Genomic DNA, 19,707 nt, shown 5'->3' with positions numbered 1-19,707 from the left:
CCCTATTTCGCTTTTAACGTCAGCCAATCCTGAGGCTGCAGATAATGATCATATAGCCGGGCTTCAGCAGAACCCGGTTCAGGTTGCCAGTTATAGCGCCATTTCACTAGGGGTGGCAGTGACATCAGAATCGACTCGGTGCGACCGCCGGATTGCAAGCCAAAAAGTGTTCCGCGGTCATACACCAGATTAAACTCTACGTAGCGACCACGACGATATAACTGAAAATCACGCTGCGCTTCGGTATAAGGCATATCCTTACGACGTTCGACAATCGGTAAATAGGCTGCGGTGTAACTGTCGCCAACATTGCGCAACAAAGCAAAACAGTGGCTAAAATTCGGCTCATTCAAATCATCAAAAAATAAACCGCCAACGCCTCGCGGCTCGTTGCGATGCTTGATAAAGAAATAGTCATCGCACCATTTTTTGTACGCTTCATAAACACTGTCACCAAAAGGATCACAAGCGCTTTTAGCGGTTTGATGCCAGTGAATTACGTCTTCATCAAAGGTGTAATACGGTGTCAGATCATAACCGCCACCAAACCACCAGATAGGTTCTTCACCCGCTTTCTCAGCCACAAAAAAACGCACATTGGCATGTGAGGTGGGTACATAAGGATTATGCGGATGGATCACCAGTGAAACGCCCATCGCCTGAAAGCTGCGTCCGGCTAATTCAGGACGGCTGGCTGTTGCTGAGGGCGGTAAATTATCACCACTGACTTCAGAAAAATTGACCCCGGCCTGTTCGAATACAGCACCGTTGTTTAAGACGCGGGTCCGGCCCCCACCGCCAGCCGGACGCTGCCAGGCATCTTCGGCAAATTTCTCTTTGCCATCGGTAATTTCAACTTCATTACAGATAGTATCTTGCAGTGAGAGTAAATACTCACGTACCGCATTTATATCAGGTGCACTCATCGCAGCACCTCGTCAGTTAATGCATCACGAATGGTTGATGGCTTAGTGGCACCGCCCAATGCACCGGGCAGCACATAATCCAGCTCAGGTAACTGCCAATGCACCTGATGCACATTTCTGGCGGGGCGCAGACCGGTAATATTTGCGCTGCTTGAAACCAGAGGCCCGCCAAATCGACGTGATAACTCTGCCGCTAAAGGATGTGCCGTGACTCGGACCGCCAATGTCTGACGACCACCGGTTAATAAAGGGGAAATCGACTCACGAACAGGCAGTAACCAGGTCGTCGGGCCAGGCCAGGTTTGGTTTACCTTCGCCAGAAGTTCGGCGGATAAAGGTTGAATGAAATCCTGCAATTGATTGAAATCAGCTGCGATCAGAATTAGCCCCTTTTCCAATGGTCGGCGTTTCAGCGCCAGCAATTTGATAATGGCTGTTTCACTCCACGGGTCACAGCCAACACCAAATATCGCTTCAGTCGGATAGGCAATGACACCATCCTCCTGTAAAGCATGGCATGCTTGTCGTAACTGCCAATCTGAAAAACTCATATTCGACTCATTTCGCTTCTTTTCGATACCTAATTAACCACGTTGGCGTTTTTTATGCATCATTTCTTCAATAAATGGCATCAGAATTATTTCCATGGCCAGACCCATTTTTACTCCAGGAACCACCATGTTATTTGGCCGTGACATAAACGAATCTTTCAGCATCGACAGGTAATAGGGAAAATCAGCCATCTTTGGATCCTTAAAGCGAATCACACACAGACTTTCATCTGCTGTAGGTATTTCGCGCATCACAAATGGGTTGGAGGTATCAATCAACGGCACCCGCTGAAAGTTAATGTGGGTACGTGAAAACTGCGGTGTAATATGGTGAATATAATCCGGCATACGCTTAAGGATAATGTCGACCACGGCATCCTGCGAATAGCCACGGTTGGCACAATCACGTTTGATCTTCTGAATCCACTCGATATTGATAACCGGCACCACACCAATCAATAAGTCGGTGTGCTGGGCGATATTGACTTCATCTGTGACGATGCCGCCATGCAATCCTTCATAAAACAATAAATCGCTGTCAGTATCCAGCTCTTCCCATTCGGTAAACGTACCCGGCGGTTGATTGAATTTAACCGCTTCAGATTCATCATGAATGTAATAGCGTTTTTCGCCACGACCTGTTTCTGAATAGGTCTGAAATAATCTTTCCAGTCTATCGAGATGATTGGCTTCCGGTCCAAAATGCGTCAGTGCACGTCCTTCTGCTTCAGCCCTGGCCACAGCAGCTCGCATCTCTTCACGGTTGTATCGATGAAAACTGTCACCTTCAACGACAACCGGTTTAACGTTAGTACGACGAAAAACATCCTCAAATGCCTGTTTTACCGTTGATGTTCCAGCACCAGATGAACCAGTTACCGCAATGATCGGATGGGACACAGACATTCCGCCTTCTCCTTAAAGTCGTAAGCTATCAGTTCTGGTGTTTTTCGCGGGCAACTGCACGGTAAGCAATATCGGTCCGGTAGTAGGCATCCTGCCAATGAATTTTTGCCACCCCAGCATAAGCCTGTTGCTGAGCAGCGGCAACACCGTGACCAAGAGCCGTCACACATAACACGCGGCCACCCGCGGTAACGACATTGTCCTGATCAAAAGCCGTTCCGGCATGGAATACGCGGGTATCTGCGGTATCCACAACATCCAGTCCGCTAATCACATCGCCTTTTTTATAGCTGTCAGGATAACCACCAGCGGCCATCACCACCCCTACGGCAGCACGTGGATCCCATTCAGCAGTGACCTCATCCAGACGTTTATCCAAAGCGGCTTCACACAATTCGACTAAATCAGACAGCAGACGCATCAGGATTGGCTGGGTTTCCGGGTCACCAAACCGGCAGTTATATTCCACCACTCGTGGTGCGCCCATTTCATCGATCATCAGACCGGCATATAAAAAACCGGTGTATGGACGGCCATCTGCCGCCATACCTTTTACAGTAGGTTCGATCACTTCACGCATCACCCGATCAAATACCGTATCAGTGACGACAGGCGCTGGAGAATACGCACCCATGCCACCAGTATTCGGCCCTTTATCACCGTTATCGCGGGCTTTATGATCCTGAGACGTTGCCAAAGGCAGAATATGCTCACCATCCACCATAACAATAAAGCTGGCTTCTTCACCGGTCATAAATTCTTCGATGACCACACGGTGGCCCGCTTCACCAAAGGCATTACCCGATAGCATGTCTTCAACCGCCGCAATCGCTTCTTCAACGGTCTGCGCCACGATAACGCCTTTACCGGCCGCCAGACCATCTGCTTTTACAACGATGGGCGCACCACGTTCCAGAATGTACTCAATCGCATTGGAGATATTAGTAAAGACCTGATAGGCGGCAGTAGGGATTTGATGGCGGGCAAGAAAATCTTTAGTGAAGGATTTAGAAGCTTCAAGTTGGGCGGCTTCCTTACTCGGACCGAAACAACGTAAACCGGCTTTTTCAAAGGCATCAACGACGCCTTGAACCAATGGGATCTCAGGGCCGACAACGGTTAAGCCGATATCATTTTTCTGCGCAAAGGTAACCAGCGCATCAATATCATCTACCGCAATGGCGACATTGCTGACACCTTCTTCATTTGCGGTTCCCGGATTGCCCGGCGCGACAAAAACTTCACTGCAACGCGGTGATTGTTTAAGTTTCCAAGCCAGCGCATGCTCACGACCGCCACTTCCAATGACCAGAACTTTCATTATGTTGTTGCCATACCTGCTAAAAGAAACGGCCAATGATACCGTAGATGTCTGTATAACCAAATATTAATAGATGGCTATACCCGTTTGATCGCAGCCAGCATTAGGGTCAGTTGATCTTTCAGAGTCACAACAGAAGCACCGATGAAAGATCAGCAGACCCGGGCACAGATTGTAACTGTGGCGGCTTTTGATTATTGTGATATCCAGACTCCAACCGTGGTGGCGATGAGAGATAAACAGAGCTCAGGAAAATATTGTGGAAGATTTAAAAACATCAGAAGCCTGGCGAGTTTTTCGTATTCAATCCGAATTAATTGATGGCATCGAAACCCTTAACGGACTGGGCCCCGCCGTATCCATTTTTGGCAGTGCCTGCCTGCGAGAGGATTCACCGTATTATCAGGCGGCCAAACAGGTTGCTCAGTCACTTTCACAAGCAAAATTTTCGGTGATTACCGGTGGTGGGCCAGGCATTATGCATGCCGCCAATGCCGGGGCATTTAAACAGGGCGCCCACTCGGTTGGCCTCAATATTGAATTACCGATGGAACAGCAACCTAATCCGAATCAGGATATTAGCCTGAGTTTCCGTTACTTTTTTGTCCGCAAACTGATGTTTGTTAAATCCTCAATGGGTTATGTGGTGTTTCCGGGTGGCTTCGGTACGCTGGATGAGTTTTTTGAAGCGTTAACACTGATCCAGAGCCGCAAAATTCGTCATTTCCCTGTCGTTTTATATGGTTCGGAATACTGGAAAGGACTGATTGACTGGCTTCAGGCTGAAGTAATGCGTATCGGCTGTATTCAACAGGAAGATCTGAATATCTTCCACCTGGTGGATACCCCCGAAGAAGTGCTGCCCATTATTGAAAAACATTTTGCCGATCTCGGTGCCCACCCGGAAGATGATCAGCGTTTTTCTGTCTGATCTGGATCAAGAAATCGTGCATTAGCCATTCGGGATAAAAATCAGCTGGTTATAATCATTTGCCACCGTGTTACAAGGCGTTTGTTATGCAAAATCAGCTGATCGTGAACCGCCAGCTTATTCAGAAATACGACACAGCCGGCCCCAGATATACCTCTTATCCGACCGCGCTGGAATTTGATGAAACCTTCAAGGCAAAGGAGTTTCTGCAGCATGCTGAACTCTCCAATCAGCGTGGCGGACCGCTGTCTTTGTATTTCCATCTGCCGTTTTGCGATACCGTCTGTTTTTACTGTGCCTGCAACAAAATCATCACCAAAAATCGTGATCATGCCGCGCCCTACCTTGAAAACATCTCTAAAGAACTCGCGCTCAAAGCCGAATTAATTGATAGCAACAGACCGGTAACACAATTGCACTGGGGCGGTGGCACACCGACATTTATCAGCGAACAGCAAATGCAGGAGCTGATGGATGAAACCCGTCGTCATTTTCATATTGCCGATGATGCTGATATCTCGATTGAAATTGATCCTCGCGAAGCCAATGGTCAGACTATTGCCCTGTTAAAAAAATTAGGCTTTAACCGTATCAGTCTGGGGGTACAGGATTTTGATCCAGCCGTGCAAAAAGCCGTTAACCGGATTCAGTCTGAAGCTGAAACACTGGCGGTAATTGATGCAGCACGTCAGCATCAGTTTCGCTCCATCAGCATTGATTTGATTTATGGGCTACCGCTGCAAACACTGTCAGGCTTTAATACGACACTCGATAAAATCATTGCCGCCGATCCTGATCGTATCTCATTATTTAATTACGCCCATATGCCAAAACTGTTTAAAACACAGCGGCAGATTAAAAGTGAAGACTTACCGACCGCCGAGCAAAAACTGAGCATATTGCAGCTTTCAATTGAGAAATTGACCCATGCGGGCTACCAATATATCGGCATGGATCATTTTGCCAAACCGGATGATGAACTGAGCCTGGCCCAGCAACAGAATCGTTTGCATCGAAACTTTCAGGGTTATGCCACCCATGCCGAATGCGACCTGATTGGTTTTGGCATCACTTCGATTGGCAATATTGGTGACGCCTATGCTCAAAACGTTAAGACCCTGCTCGAATACGATACGCTGCTCAAACAAAACCAACTGCCTTTAATGCGAGGCATCAGCCTCAGCGAGGATGACAAACTGCGCCGCAACATCATTACCCGTTTAATCTGTGATTTTGAACTGAATATTGCGGAACTTGAACAAGAGTACGACATTCAATTTAAAGACTATTTTGCCGATGCCTACCTTCAGCTCGAACAATTTGCCGAAGACGGCCTGTTGCAGTATAACTGGAAATCCATAGTGGTCTTACCCGCTGGGCGCTTGTTAATCCGTAATATCTGCATGGCGTTTGATAAATACAGTCAACAGGCAAAACAGCGATTTTCCAAAGTTATATAGGGCTGATGCTGGAAAAAATCCGACAGTACTTCATATTTGGTCGATTAGGCGTAAAGCTTTATGTGCTTGCCGTTATCACCGGATTATTAGCCAGCCTTGCCATCATCCTGCTCAGACTTACCATTGAACACGGTCAAATGCTGTTATTACCCTCCGGCGAAGTCGAAGGCTTTGCCAGCCTGCCCTGGTGGGGCCTGTTAGGTCTGCCGATTCTCGGCGGCCTGCTTATCGGTTTATTGTTTCTTGGGTTAAATCAGGAACAACGCACCACCGGTATCCTGCATGTGATCGAACGCCTTTCGGCCTATGAAGGCCGTCTGCCCTGGCAAAATGCGGTTCGGCAGTTTCTCGGCACCAGTATTGCCATTATTACCGGTCATTCCGTCGGTCGTGAAGGTCCCGGCGTGCATCTTGGTGCCGCCAGCGGCAGCTTATTAGCCAATGGTCTGGAATTACCTAATAACAGTGTTCGGATTCTGGTCGCATCCGGTACTGCCGCCGCCATCGCCGCCTCATTCAATACCCCCATCGCTGGGGTGATTTTCGCCATGGAAGTCATCATGATGGAATATTACATCGCCAGTTTTATTCCGGTCATCCTCGCTTCCGTCACTGGCGCGGTAGTGTGTCGACTGACCTTTGGCGATGACACTGTTTTTATCAATCTCAGTGCCCAGATGCAGTCACTGTGGGAACTGCCTTATATTGTTTTTCTGGGTCTCGTTATCGGCGGCCTAGCCACCATTGCATTAAAAACACTGACGCTGTTTACCAATCTCTACACCAATCACCCGTTATGGCTTCGTCCGGTTTATGCCGGAGTATTAATGGGTTTGTGCGGCATGATGGTGCCAGAGGTTATGGGAATGGGCTACGGCATTATTGGCAGTATTTCCGCCAATGATATTGCCATCGGCACGCTGGTCATCATCATGGTGATGAAACTGCTGTTATCATCCGCCACCGTCGGTTTAGGCATACCGGCCGGAATCATTGGGCCGACCATGGTCGTCGGCGCCTGTGCCGGCGCAATATTAGGTTACTTCGGACAAATCATCTTGCCCGACTATGCGTCATCAATGACCTTTTATGCGGTGTTAGGCATGTGCGCGATGATGTCGGCCACATTAAAAGCGCCGCTTGCCGCATTAATGGCCATGCTCGAACTCACCGGCAACCCGGAAATCATTCTGCCCGGTATGCTTGCTATCGTCTTTTCCAGCCTGATTACGCACGATTATTTCAAACAGGAACCCATGTTCGTCAACTTGATGCGAGTAAAAGGTTTGGATTTTCGTAATGACCCCATCTCACAAACGCTTCGCAAAATCAGTGTCGGTGCCGCGATGCAACGCAATATCGCCGTGTTGAATCAGACAATCAATCGTGATCTGGCTCTGCACACACTCGAAAACAACCCGGAATGGATATTAATCACCAAAGAACGCAATCCGATTGCCCTGATGCCCGCCAGCGACCTGGCCAGAGCGGTAAGTGTTAAACAAGACGAAGGTGAGTCTGAAATTGATTTAATGCAAATCCCGGCCACCAGACGGAATGTACATAAAATCTCACTGCATACCAGTCTGCATGAAGCCTATCAGGCGCTTAATAAATATGAAGTCGAGGCGCTGTACGTCAGTCGTCAGAGCACCCCGATGATTGACCGGATTTATGGGATTTTGACCCGGGAAATGATCGAAAGCCATTACCAATTACCCTCTTCCAGTAAAAAATAAGTGAATTGGGTGTGAACAATTGTGCAATCTTGTTTATAATGTCCCGCTTGCTGCCCGGGTGGTGAAATTGGTAGACACAAGGGACTTAAAATCCCTCGACTTTGCGGTCGTGCCGGTTCGATTCCGGCCCCGGGCACCATCAGAAATATCAAAGCCTCATTACTGAAAAGTGTTGGGGCTTTTTTGTTTATGGCTTAGTGCAATACTTTGTCTGAAAGGTGTCTAGTTTTTTAGTGGCGATTCACAGTGACACAAATAATACATAAGTGTTAACTTGTATTATAAACAACTACATCAGCAGGGATTGTTGGTTGGAAATTGCATTCAATTCTAAGGGGCTGCGCGAAATATGTGAGTCTCTGCAGCAAGGCATAGAAGCTTTGGGCGAAGAAGCATCCTCGAATATGAGGAATCGCTTAAAAGAAATTTTTGCTGCTACATGCCTTGATGATATATTTGTATTATCACTTGGTGATCCACAAGTGGAACTCGACGATACTCTTCAGGCCGAAGTTGTCACTATATGTATCGGCGGTCCCTCTAAATTAATATTTCTGCCAAATCACATAAGAAAAAAGCCAGTTACTGATAGCGGAAATATAGACTGGGCCAGAATAACTAGATTAAAACTGATAAGAATCGAGGGATGTAAAGATGGAACTTAGCTCATTCAGTCCAGACTGGACTTCTGCTCCTGGCAGAACTATTGTCCAAGTCCTCGAAGCGAAAGATATCACTCTGACAGACTTCTCAAAGTCTTTGGGCATCAATATGCTCCAGGCAAAAAAGTTAATTGGGGGGGATATTGAGCTTGACCTTAACCTAGCAAATAAACTATCAGAAATCCTTGGGGCTTCAACAGAATTTTGGCTAAATCGAGAAAAAGATTACAGGGACGATCTCGAACGTCTTTACAAGTCAGACCTTGCAGTAAAACAATGGTTAGACTTACTTCCTATCAGAGATATGGTCAAATTTGGTTGGCTTGAGAGGGCTCGTACACTTCAAAACAAATTAGAACTTTGTCTTAATTTTTTTGAAGTCCGCTCAATACAAGAATGGTACACCAAATACAATGACAAGTTATTGAGAACTGCTTTTAGAACTTCTAAGTCCTTTGATTCTTCGTCTGAGTCGGTAGTTACTTGGTTGAGGCAGGGCGAAATTTTAAGTTCTAAAAGAAAATTATCCCGTTGGAATAGAGAAAAGCTTGAGAACCGTATTTCTGAGATCAAAAAACTCTCGAGACTAGCTGATCCAAAAGAGTTTTTTCCTAAGCTATTAGAAATCTTTGAAAGTTGTGGTGTAGCCGTTGTTTTATTACCCACCCCAGAAAAATGCCGTGCCAGTGGAGCAACATTCTTCAATAACAAGGGCCACCCTGTAATGATAATTAGCTTTCGCTACCTGAGTGATGACCATTTCTGGTTTACACTTTTCCACGAAATAGGGCATTTAGTTTTGCACGGCGAGGGCAAGCTGTTTATTGAGGGTGACAATTTCATCACAGAGAAAGAAGAAGAAGAAGCAAATGTATTTGCCGAAAATGTTTTGATACCAGTAGAGTTCAGAAGAGAGTTCTCAGGTTTGAGCATTAAGACATGGAGACAAATCCCCAGGTTTGCCAAAAAACTAGACATTTCGGCTGGGATTGTAGTTGGCCAGCTTCAACATAATAATTATATTAATCGAAATCAGCTCAACAAATTTAAAGCTAGATATAACAAGCAAGAAGTCTTTTCACTTTAATCAAATCATTACCCCCTAAATAACTTATATTCTGTGGGGCTTTTTTGCCAATTACATAATGCATCTTCTAATACTTGCATCGCCATGGGTCCAAGTGATAAACCATTTTCAAATAGTTCGAGCTTGGATTTATAAACATCTGCACTCTGATGCCCAAACATTAACCTGGCACCTTTGATTGGACCTGTTGAGCTGCTGAGATAAGTCTCAGGTGGTTCAATATTAACTAAACCGACTTTTCCAAGCATCGTTAGATAGTCAAAACGACTAATCCTGCCAAACCTGACAACTGTGTTCATGCTGTTGTAAAGATCATCAAACAAAGCACCAAGATTATGTCCAGCGATGCCGTTGATACGATCTGAAATCATCTGCTGATGGCTCAAGTTAGGGCCAACCCAATTCACGTAAGATTCAAAAACTCTTTTGGGACCTTCCTGAGAGGTAGCTTTTAAAGTTTCAAATTTTCTATGATTACCAAACGCCCTCGTAATGCCAGTGTGGTTATGGTCATACCAAACATGGAACTGAGCCATATCGTTTGATATATACTCCCAAGTCAATATCTGCCCAGAGTTCAACATTGAATAAAACTGCTTAAGCATGAGCCAACCTTTCTTTAGGTTTTTACCACAGAACGTAGCCAAAAAAACAAGCCAAAAGGCTTCCTCTACTTCACCATTTCGGTGTAGGAGGATTGATGCTTTTATGGGGTCAAAAGCATCTGAGGCTGGATCAATGCACTCTTGAGATATGTTTCTATTTTGAAGTGTGTATACGAAACTAACTCTTCTGATGCTATCCAGAAGTTGTCTTACAAAGACACTTTGTCTTACACAATCATTTAATCCCGGTAGTAAACAAGTCTGCTTGAGTTGCTCTAGTTCAGAGTTTAGTTGTTTTTGTTTTTGTAGTTTCTGAGCGTGATTCATTGTTGACCTCATGTCTGTACCTTGAAATCCAATCCCTAATGGCTTTTTTTACCTGCTTGGTAACTCCAAAGCTACTCTGAATGTTGTGGTTGAAGCCAATAACATTGACCTCTTTATTCAACCTGTGTCCAGAAATTTTGCTGACTTTTGCCTCATAAGCATACCCTTTTATATTTCCGCCCTTGGTTCTTGGAAGTGACCAACTGGCCATTTCTCGAGATGAAATTTTTTCATCCGTTAATACTTGAAACGCATTGACTACACTTCGACCATTAAGAATTAATAGCTCGATATTTGTATTCTTGAGAGTTTCAATAAGGTGGGCTTTAGAACTCTCTAAGAGAACCCGTTTTTGCTTGGATGTGAGATGAGTCCACTTTTCGTAAGTTGCGAATGGAATTAGGTCTAAATGGCAGGCATCAAATAACTTATTTCCATAATACGAAGCATCGACCCCGACTAAAAGCTCGTCTAACCTCTTAAACCATCCATTGTATGGGTTAGTTTTGAAGTAGTCTCTATAACTACCTTCAATCAGACTAATATGTTCCTTGGTGAGACTTCTCCAATCACTGACCCCCAAAGATTGGAGCGTATGAAAACGTCTATTTGAACCGGTAAGTTCTTCACCTGATGCATCAATAAATTCACGATTACTAGGATTTAATCCCAGGGTAGCTACTTTTGATATTTCGATATCACCAAACACAGGTATTGGTGAAGCCCACTCTATTACTCCCATGTTATTCTTTGTGAGATCCGTGAGCTGGGTAGTTAACTTAATTACTTCTGATTTCATTTTAATATGGTGTTAAAAATTACGTTAGTGCTTGAATCTTTTTATATATGTAAAGTTTGAATACGTCATCAGTAAAAAGATTATAGAGTTTATCGAGCTCTTCCACTGAGTCTTTGCATGCATGAGCCTTGAGCAGGTACGATAAATCGCGCCAATAATGAGCCAGTTCCTCTATTCTATCGTCGACTGATTCGCCTTCTCGGTATGACCTCTCAAGATTAATCAATAGCTCAATAGACGGCCATGGCTCAGCAGGCATTTCTGGCATTATTCTTTGTGTAGACTGGAGGCCCTCACTTAGAAAGTGCTTAGCGCTTTCAACTTTATCTGCATATAGGTGAAGACTTCCAACAAAGTGTGTATATGAGCCTAGCTTAAGCCCCAATGTACGAGCGATGATTTCTTGTAACATTGTGAAGGAGAATATGTCATGAGGTAATCCCATGTAGGCATCATTTGATCGCATGAATGTAATCAGATTTAGCTGTTCGTGCCTAACTAAGAATTGAAGACTACATGTGCAGGGAATATCTTTATGTTCGCTCTGCAAATCACTGGCTTGGAATAGTTGAATTACAGCTCTTCTAGACGAGGGTTTTTTTGTCAAGAGGCTTATAATGTTATTGATCTGATTTACACCAAAAGAGTTTAGTAACCTTGGACCATAAGCACCATGAACTGTCTTACCATCATCTGAGGCATGCGCACCGTAATTGGGGATGTAAAACTCGATTTGAGATAAATCATTAGAACCTGACAAATACCAGATTAACTCACCTAGACAACTGAATATTAGGCTTCTAGTCTCTGTTCTACTAATTCTGGCTAGGGGGTTATCTAGATGAAGTAGAACTGAGTCAATTTCGAAGTTTGTTCCTTTTGTTGCGATTACCTCCTCTCCATCATTCAATAGCTTTTCATAAACATCATAGAGTAAGTCATCCAATGTTGAGGCGCGAATTTCCAATGTTCTCTTCCTTGTGCTTGCACAGAACTATAATTTCTTCATACCGCTGAATAATCATTTGATTAACTGCTTATTGTTTAAACTTGCGATGTATCGACTTACCCCTGTTCCTATCTTTGACCGCTTATGGTTAGTTACATCTTTTAACACAAAAAGCGTTTTCGATTCCAAGTTCTAACCAAATTAATCAAGGTTCGGATTTTTTAATCTTCAAATCACTCTTCGACCTGATCTGTTAATCGATAGCTAGTACTTCGGCCACCGCCAGAATTTAGTACAAATATTCCTCTTGTCACCAAATCCTGAATATCACGTAGAGCTGTGTCAGTAGAGCATTTAGCCAGCTTGGCATATTTGGAGGTATTCATATGGCCTTCAAAGTCATCATCCAGCATAAGATTGATGATATTGCGTTGCCGTTCATGGACTGGATTTTGGTTAATTTTTTCCCATAGCCGTGCTTTGAATAACACCTTGCTTAGTGTTTTATCTGCATTTGCAATGGCATGGCCCACACAATCTAAAAACCAGCTTAGCCATTCTGTAATGTCTGGCGATCCACGCTGTTGTTTTTCAAGGTGTGCGTAGTATTGTTTTCGTTCGGTCTCAATTTGATTGGAAAGACTGTAAAAGCGCTCAGGGATACCGTCTGCTCTTGCCAGGGCCATATCTGCAATCGCCCGGGCTATCCGGCCATTACCATCTTCAAAAGGATGCACGGTGACAAACCATAGGTGGGCGATGCCTGCTCTGATGACCGGGTCAATATCCGTTTTGTTTTCAAACCATTCAATGAAAGTCGTCATTTCTGTTTCCACTTTGTCAGCACTTGGCGCTTCAAAATGTACTTTTTCCTTTCCCATCGAACCGGAAACGACTTGCATGGGATCATTCTCGACTAATCGCCAATCACCCACTGTGATACGGTGCATACCACTTCGCCCTGTAGGGAAAAGAGCGGCATGCCAATCAAACAAACGTTCTATTGTTAAAGGCTTAGAAAAATTCTGCGTGGCATCGAGCATCATTTCCACGATACATTCCACATCACGGCTGGCAGGAATCAAACCAGCTATATCCATTCCCAGCCGTCGGGCAATGGATGAACGCACTTCATTAGGGTTCAGATCATGGCCTTCAATAGCTGAGGATTTCACCACATCATTAGTTAATGTTCTAAGACTCGCCTCTCTTCTAAGATCAAAACCAAGTCCTTCCATCCTGCCAAGTAATCGCCCCTGCTGGTGCCTAATATCGGCAAGCTTAGTAGCGAGTTTGTCTGCATTCCATGAAAAATGAGGCCAGTTGTTATCTTGATATATCCACATATTAATCACCGCAAATTATGCAGTGATAGTAAGCGTTATTTACCGCAAAAACAATTTAATTTACAGCATATTGTGCGGTGATTAAGTTAATTATTCACCGCAAGCGATATTCGATTAGTTTAAAAATCAAAAAATACCAACCACAAAAAAAGCCCCCTTTCGGGGGCTTCTTGTTTTGCGTGGTTTCAAATCTTAACGATTGCAGATGTACATCGTTACTTCGAAACCGAAACGCATGTCTGAATATTCTGGTTTAGTCCACATGTTAATCACCTCCCGGTTATTTCGTTAACTTACGATTCAGATATTACGCTGACTTTTAAAAATGCCATAAGGGGATTTGCTTGTCCGGACTCAGGATTTTGCTTTAAGTCTTTAAAGGGGAATTCAAATTAGAGGTTTAGCGTTATTTCGAACGGACAAAGTTTGTCAGTGTCCTAATCTGGAACGAGGATTTTTTATCAGGAGAGTACAAAACATGTTTAAGGCAACTTCGACGTTAACACAGACGAAAAGAATCACCCTTGCACTGACTATGACGTTCGCAGCCGCTACGTTGTTTACGGCCTGTGGTAGCGATGACAATTCTGACACCATTCCAACCCCTGAAACGGAAATGAGCTCCGAAAATCAGAGCAACATAGAAGCTATTGAAGATACCACTCCGAGCGAACCGGAAACTGGAGTGGTGATTGAAAACGAACCTGCCGCTGAACTTGATCAGACTGATACCACCGTGGTGACTGAAGAAAATAACCTCACTGGAACACCAGATGATACAACCGCTCAAGCCGAGGAGCCAAAAAGCGAAGGGGCAGAAACCCACTTCGTGACGGCACAAGGCATGGTATTTAATCCGCTGGTCGTCAAAATTAATCCTGGTGACTCTGTGTCCTGGCGCAATATGAGTACACATAACTCAGAATCCATTGATGGCTTGATTCCCGAAGGTGCCGAGAAATGGAACTCACCGATGAGTGAAAATTACCAACGGACTTTCACCGAGGAAGGTATTTACGTTTACAAATGCACACCACATATTGGTACAGGTATGGGCGGTGTGATCATCGTAGGTGACCCAGTGAATCTCGAACAGATTAAAAATGCCGATGTGACTGGCGGCGCTGGGCGTTTGGTCAGAAAGGCTATATCTGAAGCAGAAAGCATGTAATTCCACGATCAGATGGCTTGACCAAAACACTGGAGAACGCCATTGAGCAAATAATGATTAGCGTTAAATCCACGGTTCTTAACGAAGATTCCTCCCAGTTCCATAAAAAAAGGCACTTATTTTAAGTGTCTTTTTTATATCTGTTGATCAAGTCGAAAACCCTGGCAAACAATAGACTCACTATCTATCGGATAAAGTTGAACTTTTTTAATAGATCGTACTCTGAAGTTATTTACCTGTAATGGAATCGTTAAAATGACTGTTAAACCCCGAAGAAGTAGCGTATCAGAGCACGCCATAATCCATAGTCAGGCTGAATTGGATCGACTGATCAATGAATTAGATGCGCAAGAACAACATGAGTTAGAAATGAGCCGTCGATTTGGAAGAAAACCAAGGAAATTGTCTGGAAAGTCTGCCCCCTTACTGCTTGCAAAAGCTTTTCAGAATATTCAAAAGTAAAACTGAAACATACATTATGCTTAAAAACACTTAAAACACATCTTTTTTTCGGCCATACCCGTTAGATTATGGCCACGATACTGAATAAAACTGGCACGTATTTATGAGTGCTTTTTTTATGTCTGAAATTTGAGATTTAAAATGCGATTGCCTGCTTGAATACGGAAAACTCACCCACAAAAAAGCCCCCTTTCGGAGGCTTCTTGTTTTGCGTTGTTTCAAATCTTAACGATTGCAGATGTACATCGTTACTTCGAAACCGAAACGCATGTCTGAATATTCTGGTTTAGTCCACATGATAATCACCTCGTTGGTTGTTTTGTTTGTCTTACGGTTCTCATATTACGCCGACACACAAAATTGCCATAAGGGGATTTGCTTGTCCCGGCTCAGGATTTTGCTTTATGTGCAGAGTCTATTCAGGCTTCAATAGCCACTTTTAATACCCCGTCTCGCTGATGCGAAAACAAATCATAGGCCTCGGTGATGTTTTCCAGTTTGTACCGGTGCGTCACCATGGGACTTAAATCCAGTCTGCCGTGGGAAATAACATCCATCAGACGTCGCATGCGTTCCTTACCGCCGGGGCATAAGGAAGTGATGATTTTATGGTCGCCTAGTCCTGCAGCAAATGCGCCTAACGGAATCGTCAAATCCGATGAATACACGCCAAGACTCGATAATGTGCCACCGGGTTTCAAGACGCGCAGCGCGGCTTCAAAAGTGCTCTGTTGTCCGAGGGCTTCAATCGACACATCGACACCCCGTCCGCCCGTGAGTTTGAGTATTTCGGCAACCACATCATCTTTTCGGTAATCCAGTGTGACATCTGCGCCCATTTGTTTTGAGATAGCCAGACGTTCATCCACCCCATCCACCGCAATGATAAAACTGGCACCTTTTAATCGGGCACCTGCTGTGGCACATAATCCAATCGGGCCTTGAGCAAATACCGCCACAATATCGCCAATTTTAATATTGCCAGATTCCGCACCGGCAAATCCGGTCGACATAATATCCGGACACATCAGCACCTGTTCATCGGTTAAATTATCTGGGACGGGGGATAAATTTGCCTGGGCATCGGGGACCAGAAGGTATTCGGCCTGTGCTCCATCAATCGTATTACCAAACCGCCAGCCGCCCATGGGCTTGTAGCCATGAGAGTGTGTTCCACCATCCTGTGCCGAGCAACCATCCTGACAGGCATAGGATGTATAACTGGGACAGATTGCACCGGCTATTACCCGCTGTCCTTCATGGTAGCCGTGAACATTTTTGCCCAGCTTTTCAATAATACCGACCGGTTCATGACCAATCGTCAGACCTTTTTCAACGGGATACTCGCCTTTCAGAATATGCACATCCGTGCCACAGATAGTTGTCGTGGTGATTTTGACAAGGGCATCATTGTCGCCAATCTCCGGGATAGGTTTATCGTCAATCTCGATCCGGCCAGGCTCAATAAAAATAGCTGCTTTCATCATGTTTGCCATAACACTACTCCTCGTAAATGCCTATCAGGCTCTCTTGTAAAGAGAGCAATAGAAGCAGCCTAGATCTTTTAGCAGTGTGTGTCATTGACCCAGATCATTTCCGGCAACACTTGCCACTCAGTAAATCAGGCTCTGTGGTGAAATTTTCAGTGGCAGATAAAAAGATGTCAGGCAAAAGCCTGACAAAAGACAACGAGAGAGACAACGTCAACGACCAGAAGAATTTTCTGTTATGTCTACTTATCCGCCTTATTCACTGGAAAAACCGTGAATTATTTCCGATATTTGAAATATCCCTGTTCAAATGCTCAAAAATTGCGTTTGCTTCATACTTAAGGTCCGTTTACCAGGCTGGAAAAACCGGCCTATGTAAATACGCCGCGAAACAGCGTCAGTTATTGGAGCATCTGGCTGTATTTGTATGCGTCATTTTGGTGCGTCATGCACCTTCTTCGCTCGCAGCCAGCATGACTCCACCACACCGTCAGCCCTTTATAAACTCAGTAACACAGGTCTGTGCTTGTTTTGCTGAATTTTGCATTTTCTATGATAATTGGACAGCTTATTGCTTATGACTGTGGTTGGACAAAAGAACTTAATGATCGTGTTCTGTTTCGTCGCTCTACTCATGATCAATCTTTACGAAATTAAGCTTCTTACAAACTTAAACATGAATTAACAATCACCGCATAAAGGATATTGAAATGAGTGGAAATGAGTCGCGCCTAGCAGCAATTTCACAAATCACCAACCGCGAAAAGATCGCTGTAAAAACCCCTGAATCGTTAGATAAGATTTGGGCAACAGATGTATTCAACCTGGCCACTATGGAACAGGCATTGAATAAATCGGCATTTAAAGCGGTTAAACAAACCGTGCAAACAGGTGCACCACTCTCACCGGCAGTCGCCGATGTTGTCGCTGCAGCAATGAAGAACTGGGCTTTATCCAAAGGCGTGAAGTTCTTTTCTCATATTTTCTATCCCATGACCAATATCACCGCTGAAAAACATGACGGTTTTATTGTGACCAATTCTGAAGGGAACGCGATTACCGAATTCTCAGGCAGCTTATTGATTAAAGGTGAACCGGACGGCTCATCATTCCCGAACGGTAGCCTGCGCATGACCAATGCCGCACGCGGTTATACCGCATGGGATCCAACCAGCCCGGCGTTCATCATGCATACCGAAAATGGTTCAACGCTGATGATTCCAAGCGTGTTTATGTCATGGACCGGTGAAGCGCTGGATAAGAAGATTCCGTTACTACGCTCAAATGCCGCCTTGGATAAAGCCGCTCAGAAAGTACTGAAGTTAATGGGCGAAACCGACGTCGCTACCTTAAGTTCAAGCTGTGGTGCCGAACAGGAATACTTCTTGGTCGATATCAATTTCGCTAATGCCCGCCCTGATTTATTGTTAGCGGGTCGTACCTTATTTGGTGCTTCACCAGCAAAAGGTCAGCAATTTGATGATCATTACTTTGGTGCGATTCCAGAGCGAGTACAAATCTTCATGCAGGATTTTGAAGACCAGCTGTATCGTCTGGGTATCCCTGCCAAAACGCATCATAACGAAGTGGCTCCGGGCCAGTTTGAAATTGCCCCGTATTACGAGTCTGCCAACATCGCTGCCGACCACCAGCAATTGATGATGACGTTGATGAAAAGCACAGCAAAAAAACACGGTTTTATGTGCCTGTTGCATGAAAAACCATTCGCTGGCGTCAACGGTTCCGGCAAACACGTCAACTGGTCTGTCGGGAATGCCACACAAGGTAACTTACTGGATCCCGGCAGCACACCACACGATAACCTCAACTTCCTGTTGTTCTGTGGTGCGGTGATTCGTGGTGTACATAAATTTGGGCCATTGCTGAGAGCGGTTATTGCATCCGCATCAAATGACCACCGTTTAGGTGCCAATGAAGCACCGCCAGCTATTTTGTCTGTTTACCTGGGTGACCAGCTGGAAAAAGTGTTCCAGGACATTAAAGACGGCAAAATCGCCACCTCGAAACAAGGTGGTGAAATGGATCTGGGTCTGTCACAAATCCTCAAATTTGAACGGGATCCGGGTGACCGTAACCGGACATCTCCGTTTGCCTTTACCGGTAACCGCTTTGAATTCCGTGCCGTGGGTTCATCACAATCCGTATCTGGCCCATTAGTCGCAATGAACACCATTCTGGCGGACTCGTTAGAGTGGGTAGCTGGAAAACTGGAAGCTGAACTGGCAAAAACCGATTCCCGTACCACTGCTGTTTTGGCCGTATTAAAAACGCTGATGGAAGAACATGGCAATGTCGTATTCGGTGGCGATGGTTATTCGGCAGAATGGCATAAAAAAGCGGTTGAAGAATGTGGTCTGAAAAACCTGCCAACCACCGCTGATGCACTTCCATACCTGCGTGATGACTCAATTCGTCAGCTGTTTTCATCAACAGGAGTATTTTCTGCCGCTGAACTTGAAAGCCGCTATGAAGTGTATGCCGAACAATATATTTTATCGATCGAAGTTGAAGCCAAACTGGTGGTCGAAATGGCTAAAACCATGATTTACCCGGCCGCTACGCAATATCTGGCTGAGCTATCAATGGCTAACAGTGGCATGGCCGATCTGGGTATTGAAATGGATAACGCCATTGCCCTATCGATTGCCAATGAAACCAATGCCATGATCGCAGCAGTTGCCGAACTTTCCAGCGCTATTAAACAACATGACTTTGAGTCGATTGAAGCGCACATGAATTTCTGCGCCCATGATATTCGTGGCTTAATGTTGAAAGTACGCGCTCACGTTGATGCTTTGGAAGCGGAAGTTGCTGATGATTTATGGCCTCTGCCGAAATACCGTGAAATGTTGTTTATTAAATAAACCATCACCTCAGTCACACGTAACAAAAAAGGGCCAGAGAATTTTCTCTGGCCCTTTTTTTGTATAGTTTGACCCGTCCTAAATAAGGTT

General features: G+C 44.8%; 20 protein-coding genes and 1 tRNA gene. 10 read left to right on the top strand and 11 right to left on the bottom strand.

What is annotated here, in order from left to right; all coding sequences use genetic code 11:
• Nucleotides 1-2 precede the first annotated feature (2 nt).
• From hemF to purD, 4 genes are read right to left on the bottom strand one after another with little or no spacing between them, the layout of a single operon-like run.
• Entirely contained in the window at nucleotides 3-926 is a 924-nt protein-coding gene (gene hemF / locus B2337_RS00135; protein ID WP_292360692.1) for an oxygen-dependent coproporphyrinogen oxidase, read from the bottom strand.
• Nucleotides 923-1,477, bottom strand: coding sequence for an L-threonylcarbamoyladenylate synthase (locus B2337_RS00130; protein ID WP_292360694.1), 555 nt, complete (start codon nucleotides 1,475-1,477; stop codon nucleotides 923-925). Before B2337_RS00130 ends, hemF begins: the two co-directional genes overlap by 4 nt.
• 33 nt (nucleotides 1,478-1,510) lie before the next feature.
• Complete coding sequence (locus tag B2337_RS00125; RefSeq protein ID WP_292360698.1) at nucleotides 1,511-2,383, bottom strand: phosphoribulokinase; 873 nt, start codon at nucleotides 2,381-2,383, stop codon at nucleotides 1,511-1,513.
• 28 nt (nucleotides 2,384-2,411) lie between these two features.
• Nucleotides 2,412-3,704 carry a phosphoribosylamine--glycine ligase gene (gene purD / locus B2337_RS00120; RefSeq protein WP_292414866.1) on the bottom strand — a complete coding sequence of 431 codons (1,293 nt, stop codon included), beginning with the start codon at nucleotides 3,702-3,704 and terminating at the stop codon, nucleotides 2,412-2,414.
• A gap of 259 nt (nucleotides 3,705-3,963) precedes the next feature.
• On the opposite strand from purD, the gene B2337_RS00115 reads away from it, so the two are divergent.
• The 6 genes from B2337_RS00115 to B2337_RS00090 all read left to right on the top strand — a co-directional run bounded on the left by B2337_RS00115 (nucleotide 3,964) and on the right by B2337_RS00090 (nucleotide 9,583).
• A complete protein-coding gene (locus tag B2337_RS00115) occupies nucleotides 3,964-4,635 on the top strand; it encodes a TIGR00730 family Rossman fold protein (protein WP_292360704.1) in 672 nt (223 codons plus the stop codon).
• 86 nt (nucleotides 4,636-4,721) lie between these two features.
• Entirely contained in the window at nucleotides 4,722-6,095 is a 1,374-nt protein-coding gene (gene hemN / locus B2337_RS00110; RefSeq protein WP_292360714.1) for an oxygen-independent coproporphyrinogen III oxidase, read from the top strand.
• Nucleotides 6,096-6,100: 5 nt separating this feature from the next.
• The gene (locus B2337_RS00105) at nucleotides 6,101-7,834 is read left to right on the top strand and encodes a chloride channel protein (RefSeq protein ID WP_292414864.1); all 1,734 of its coding nucleotides are present in this window, start codon (nucleotides 6,101-6,103) and stop codon (nucleotides 7,832-7,834) included.
• Between the two features lie 52 nt (nucleotides 7,835-7,886).
• Nucleotides 7,887-7,973 (top strand) — tRNA-Leu (locus B2337_RS00100).
• A 172-nt stretch (nucleotides 7,974-8,145) separates the two neighbouring features.
• Nucleotides 8,146-8,499, top strand: a complete 354-nt coding sequence (locus B2337_RS00095) for a hypothetical protein (RefSeq protein WP_292414862.1) — start codon at nucleotides 8,146-8,148, stop codon at nucleotides 8,497-8,499.
• Nucleotides 8,489-9,583, top strand: coding sequence for an ImmA/IrrE family metallo-endopeptidase (locus B2337_RS00090; RefSeq protein ID WP_292414860.1), 1,095 nt, complete (start codon nucleotides 8,489-8,491; stop codon nucleotides 9,581-9,583). The genes B2337_RS00095 and B2337_RS00090 overlap by 11 nt, the downstream gene beginning before the upstream one ends.
• An 8-nt stretch (nucleotides 9,584-9,591) precedes the next feature.
• Here the strand turns inward: B2337_RS00090 and B2337_RS00085 are convergent, their stop codons facing one another.
• From B2337_RS00085 to pqqA (B2337_RS00065), 5 genes are all read right to left on the bottom strand, one after another.
• Nucleotides 9,592-10,515 (bottom strand): hypothetical protein, encoded by a 924-nt coding sequence (locus tag B2337_RS00085; RefSeq protein ID WP_292414858.1) that lies wholly within the window; start codon nucleotides 10,513-10,515, stop codon nucleotides 9,592-9,594.
• Entirely contained in the window at nucleotides 10,469-11,314 is an 846-nt protein-coding gene (locus tag B2337_RS00080; RefSeq protein WP_292414856.1) for a hypothetical protein, read from the bottom strand. Before B2337_RS00080 ends, B2337_RS00085 begins: the two co-directional genes overlap by 47 nt.
• Nucleotides 11,315-11,333: 19 nt before the next feature.
• Nucleotides 11,334-12,281, bottom strand: a complete 948-nt coding sequence (locus B2337_RS00075; RefSeq protein WP_292414854.1) for a thymidylate synthase — start codon at nucleotides 12,279-12,281, stop codon at nucleotides 11,334-11,336.
• A 215-nt stretch (nucleotides 12,282-12,496) separates the two neighbouring features.
• Entirely contained in the window at nucleotides 12,497-13,609 is a 1,113-nt protein-coding gene (locus B2337_RS00070) for a Fic family protein (RefSeq protein WP_292414852.1), read from the bottom strand.
• A gap of 192 nt (nucleotides 13,610-13,801) precedes the next feature.
• The gene (gene pqqA, locus B2337_RS00065; protein WP_081443609.1) at nucleotides 13,802-13,873 is read right to left on the bottom strand and encodes a pyrroloquinoline quinone precursor peptide PqqA; all 72 of its coding nucleotides are present in this window, start codon (nucleotides 13,871-13,873) and stop codon (nucleotides 13,802-13,804) included.
• A 214-nt stretch (nucleotides 13,874-14,087) separates the two neighbouring features.
• Here pqqA (B2337_RS00065) and B2337_RS00060 point away from each other — a divergent pair, with 214 nt between their 5' ends.
• The gene (locus B2337_RS00060) at nucleotides 14,088-14,780 is read left to right on the top strand and encodes a plastocyanin/azurin family copper-binding protein (protein WP_292414850.1); all 693 of its coding nucleotides are present in this window, start codon (nucleotides 14,088-14,090) and stop codon (nucleotides 14,778-14,780) included.
• Between the two features lie 255 nt (nucleotides 14,781-15,035).
• Complete coding sequence (locus tag B2337_RS00055) at nucleotides 15,036-15,242, top strand: hypothetical protein (protein WP_292360752.1); 207 nt, start codon at nucleotides 15,036-15,038, stop codon at nucleotides 15,240-15,242.
• Nucleotides 15,243-15,467: 225 nt separating this feature from the next.
• Here B2337_RS00055 and pqqA (B2337_RS00050) read toward each other — a convergent pair whose 3' ends face one another.
• Nucleotides 15,468-15,539, bottom strand: a complete 72-nt coding sequence (pqqA, locus tag B2337_RS00050; protein WP_081443609.1) for a pyrroloquinoline quinone precursor peptide PqqA — start codon at nucleotides 15,537-15,539, stop codon at nucleotides 15,468-15,470.
• A gap of 122 nt (nucleotides 15,540-15,661) precedes the next feature.
• Nucleotides 15,662-16,738 carry an NAD(P)-dependent alcohol dehydrogenase gene (locus tag B2337_RS00045; protein ID WP_292360754.1) on the bottom strand — a complete coding sequence of 359 codons (1,077 nt, stop codon included), beginning with the start codon at nucleotides 16,736-16,738 and terminating at the stop codon, nucleotides 15,662-15,664.
• 149 nt (nucleotides 16,739-16,887) lie between these two features.
• Here B2337_RS00045 and B2337_RS00040 point away from each other — a divergent pair, with 149 nt between their 5' ends.
• Both B2337_RS00040 and B2337_RS00035 read left to right on the top strand, forming a co-directional pair.
• The gene (locus B2337_RS00040) at nucleotides 16,888-17,313 is read left to right on the top strand and encodes a hypothetical protein (protein WP_292414848.1); all 426 of its coding nucleotides are present in this window, start codon (nucleotides 16,888-16,890) and stop codon (nucleotides 17,311-17,313) included.
• 129 nt (nucleotides 17,314-17,442) lie between these two features.
• Complete coding sequence (locus tag B2337_RS00035; protein ID WP_292360756.1) at nucleotides 17,443-19,617, top strand: glutamine synthetase III; 2,175 nt, start codon at nucleotides 17,443-17,445, stop codon at nucleotides 19,615-19,617.
• Nucleotides 19,618-19,707: the final 90 nt, after the last annotated feature.

Origin of the sequence: Methylophaga sp. UBA3192, from assembly GCA_002363955.1 — a bacterium.
Classification (GTDB): Bacteria; Pseudomonadota; Gammaproteobacteria; order Nitrosococcales; family Methylophagaceae; genus Methylophaga.
Note: the sequence above shows the minus strand (reverse complement) of the source record. Positions and strands in the feature narration are given on the sequence as shown.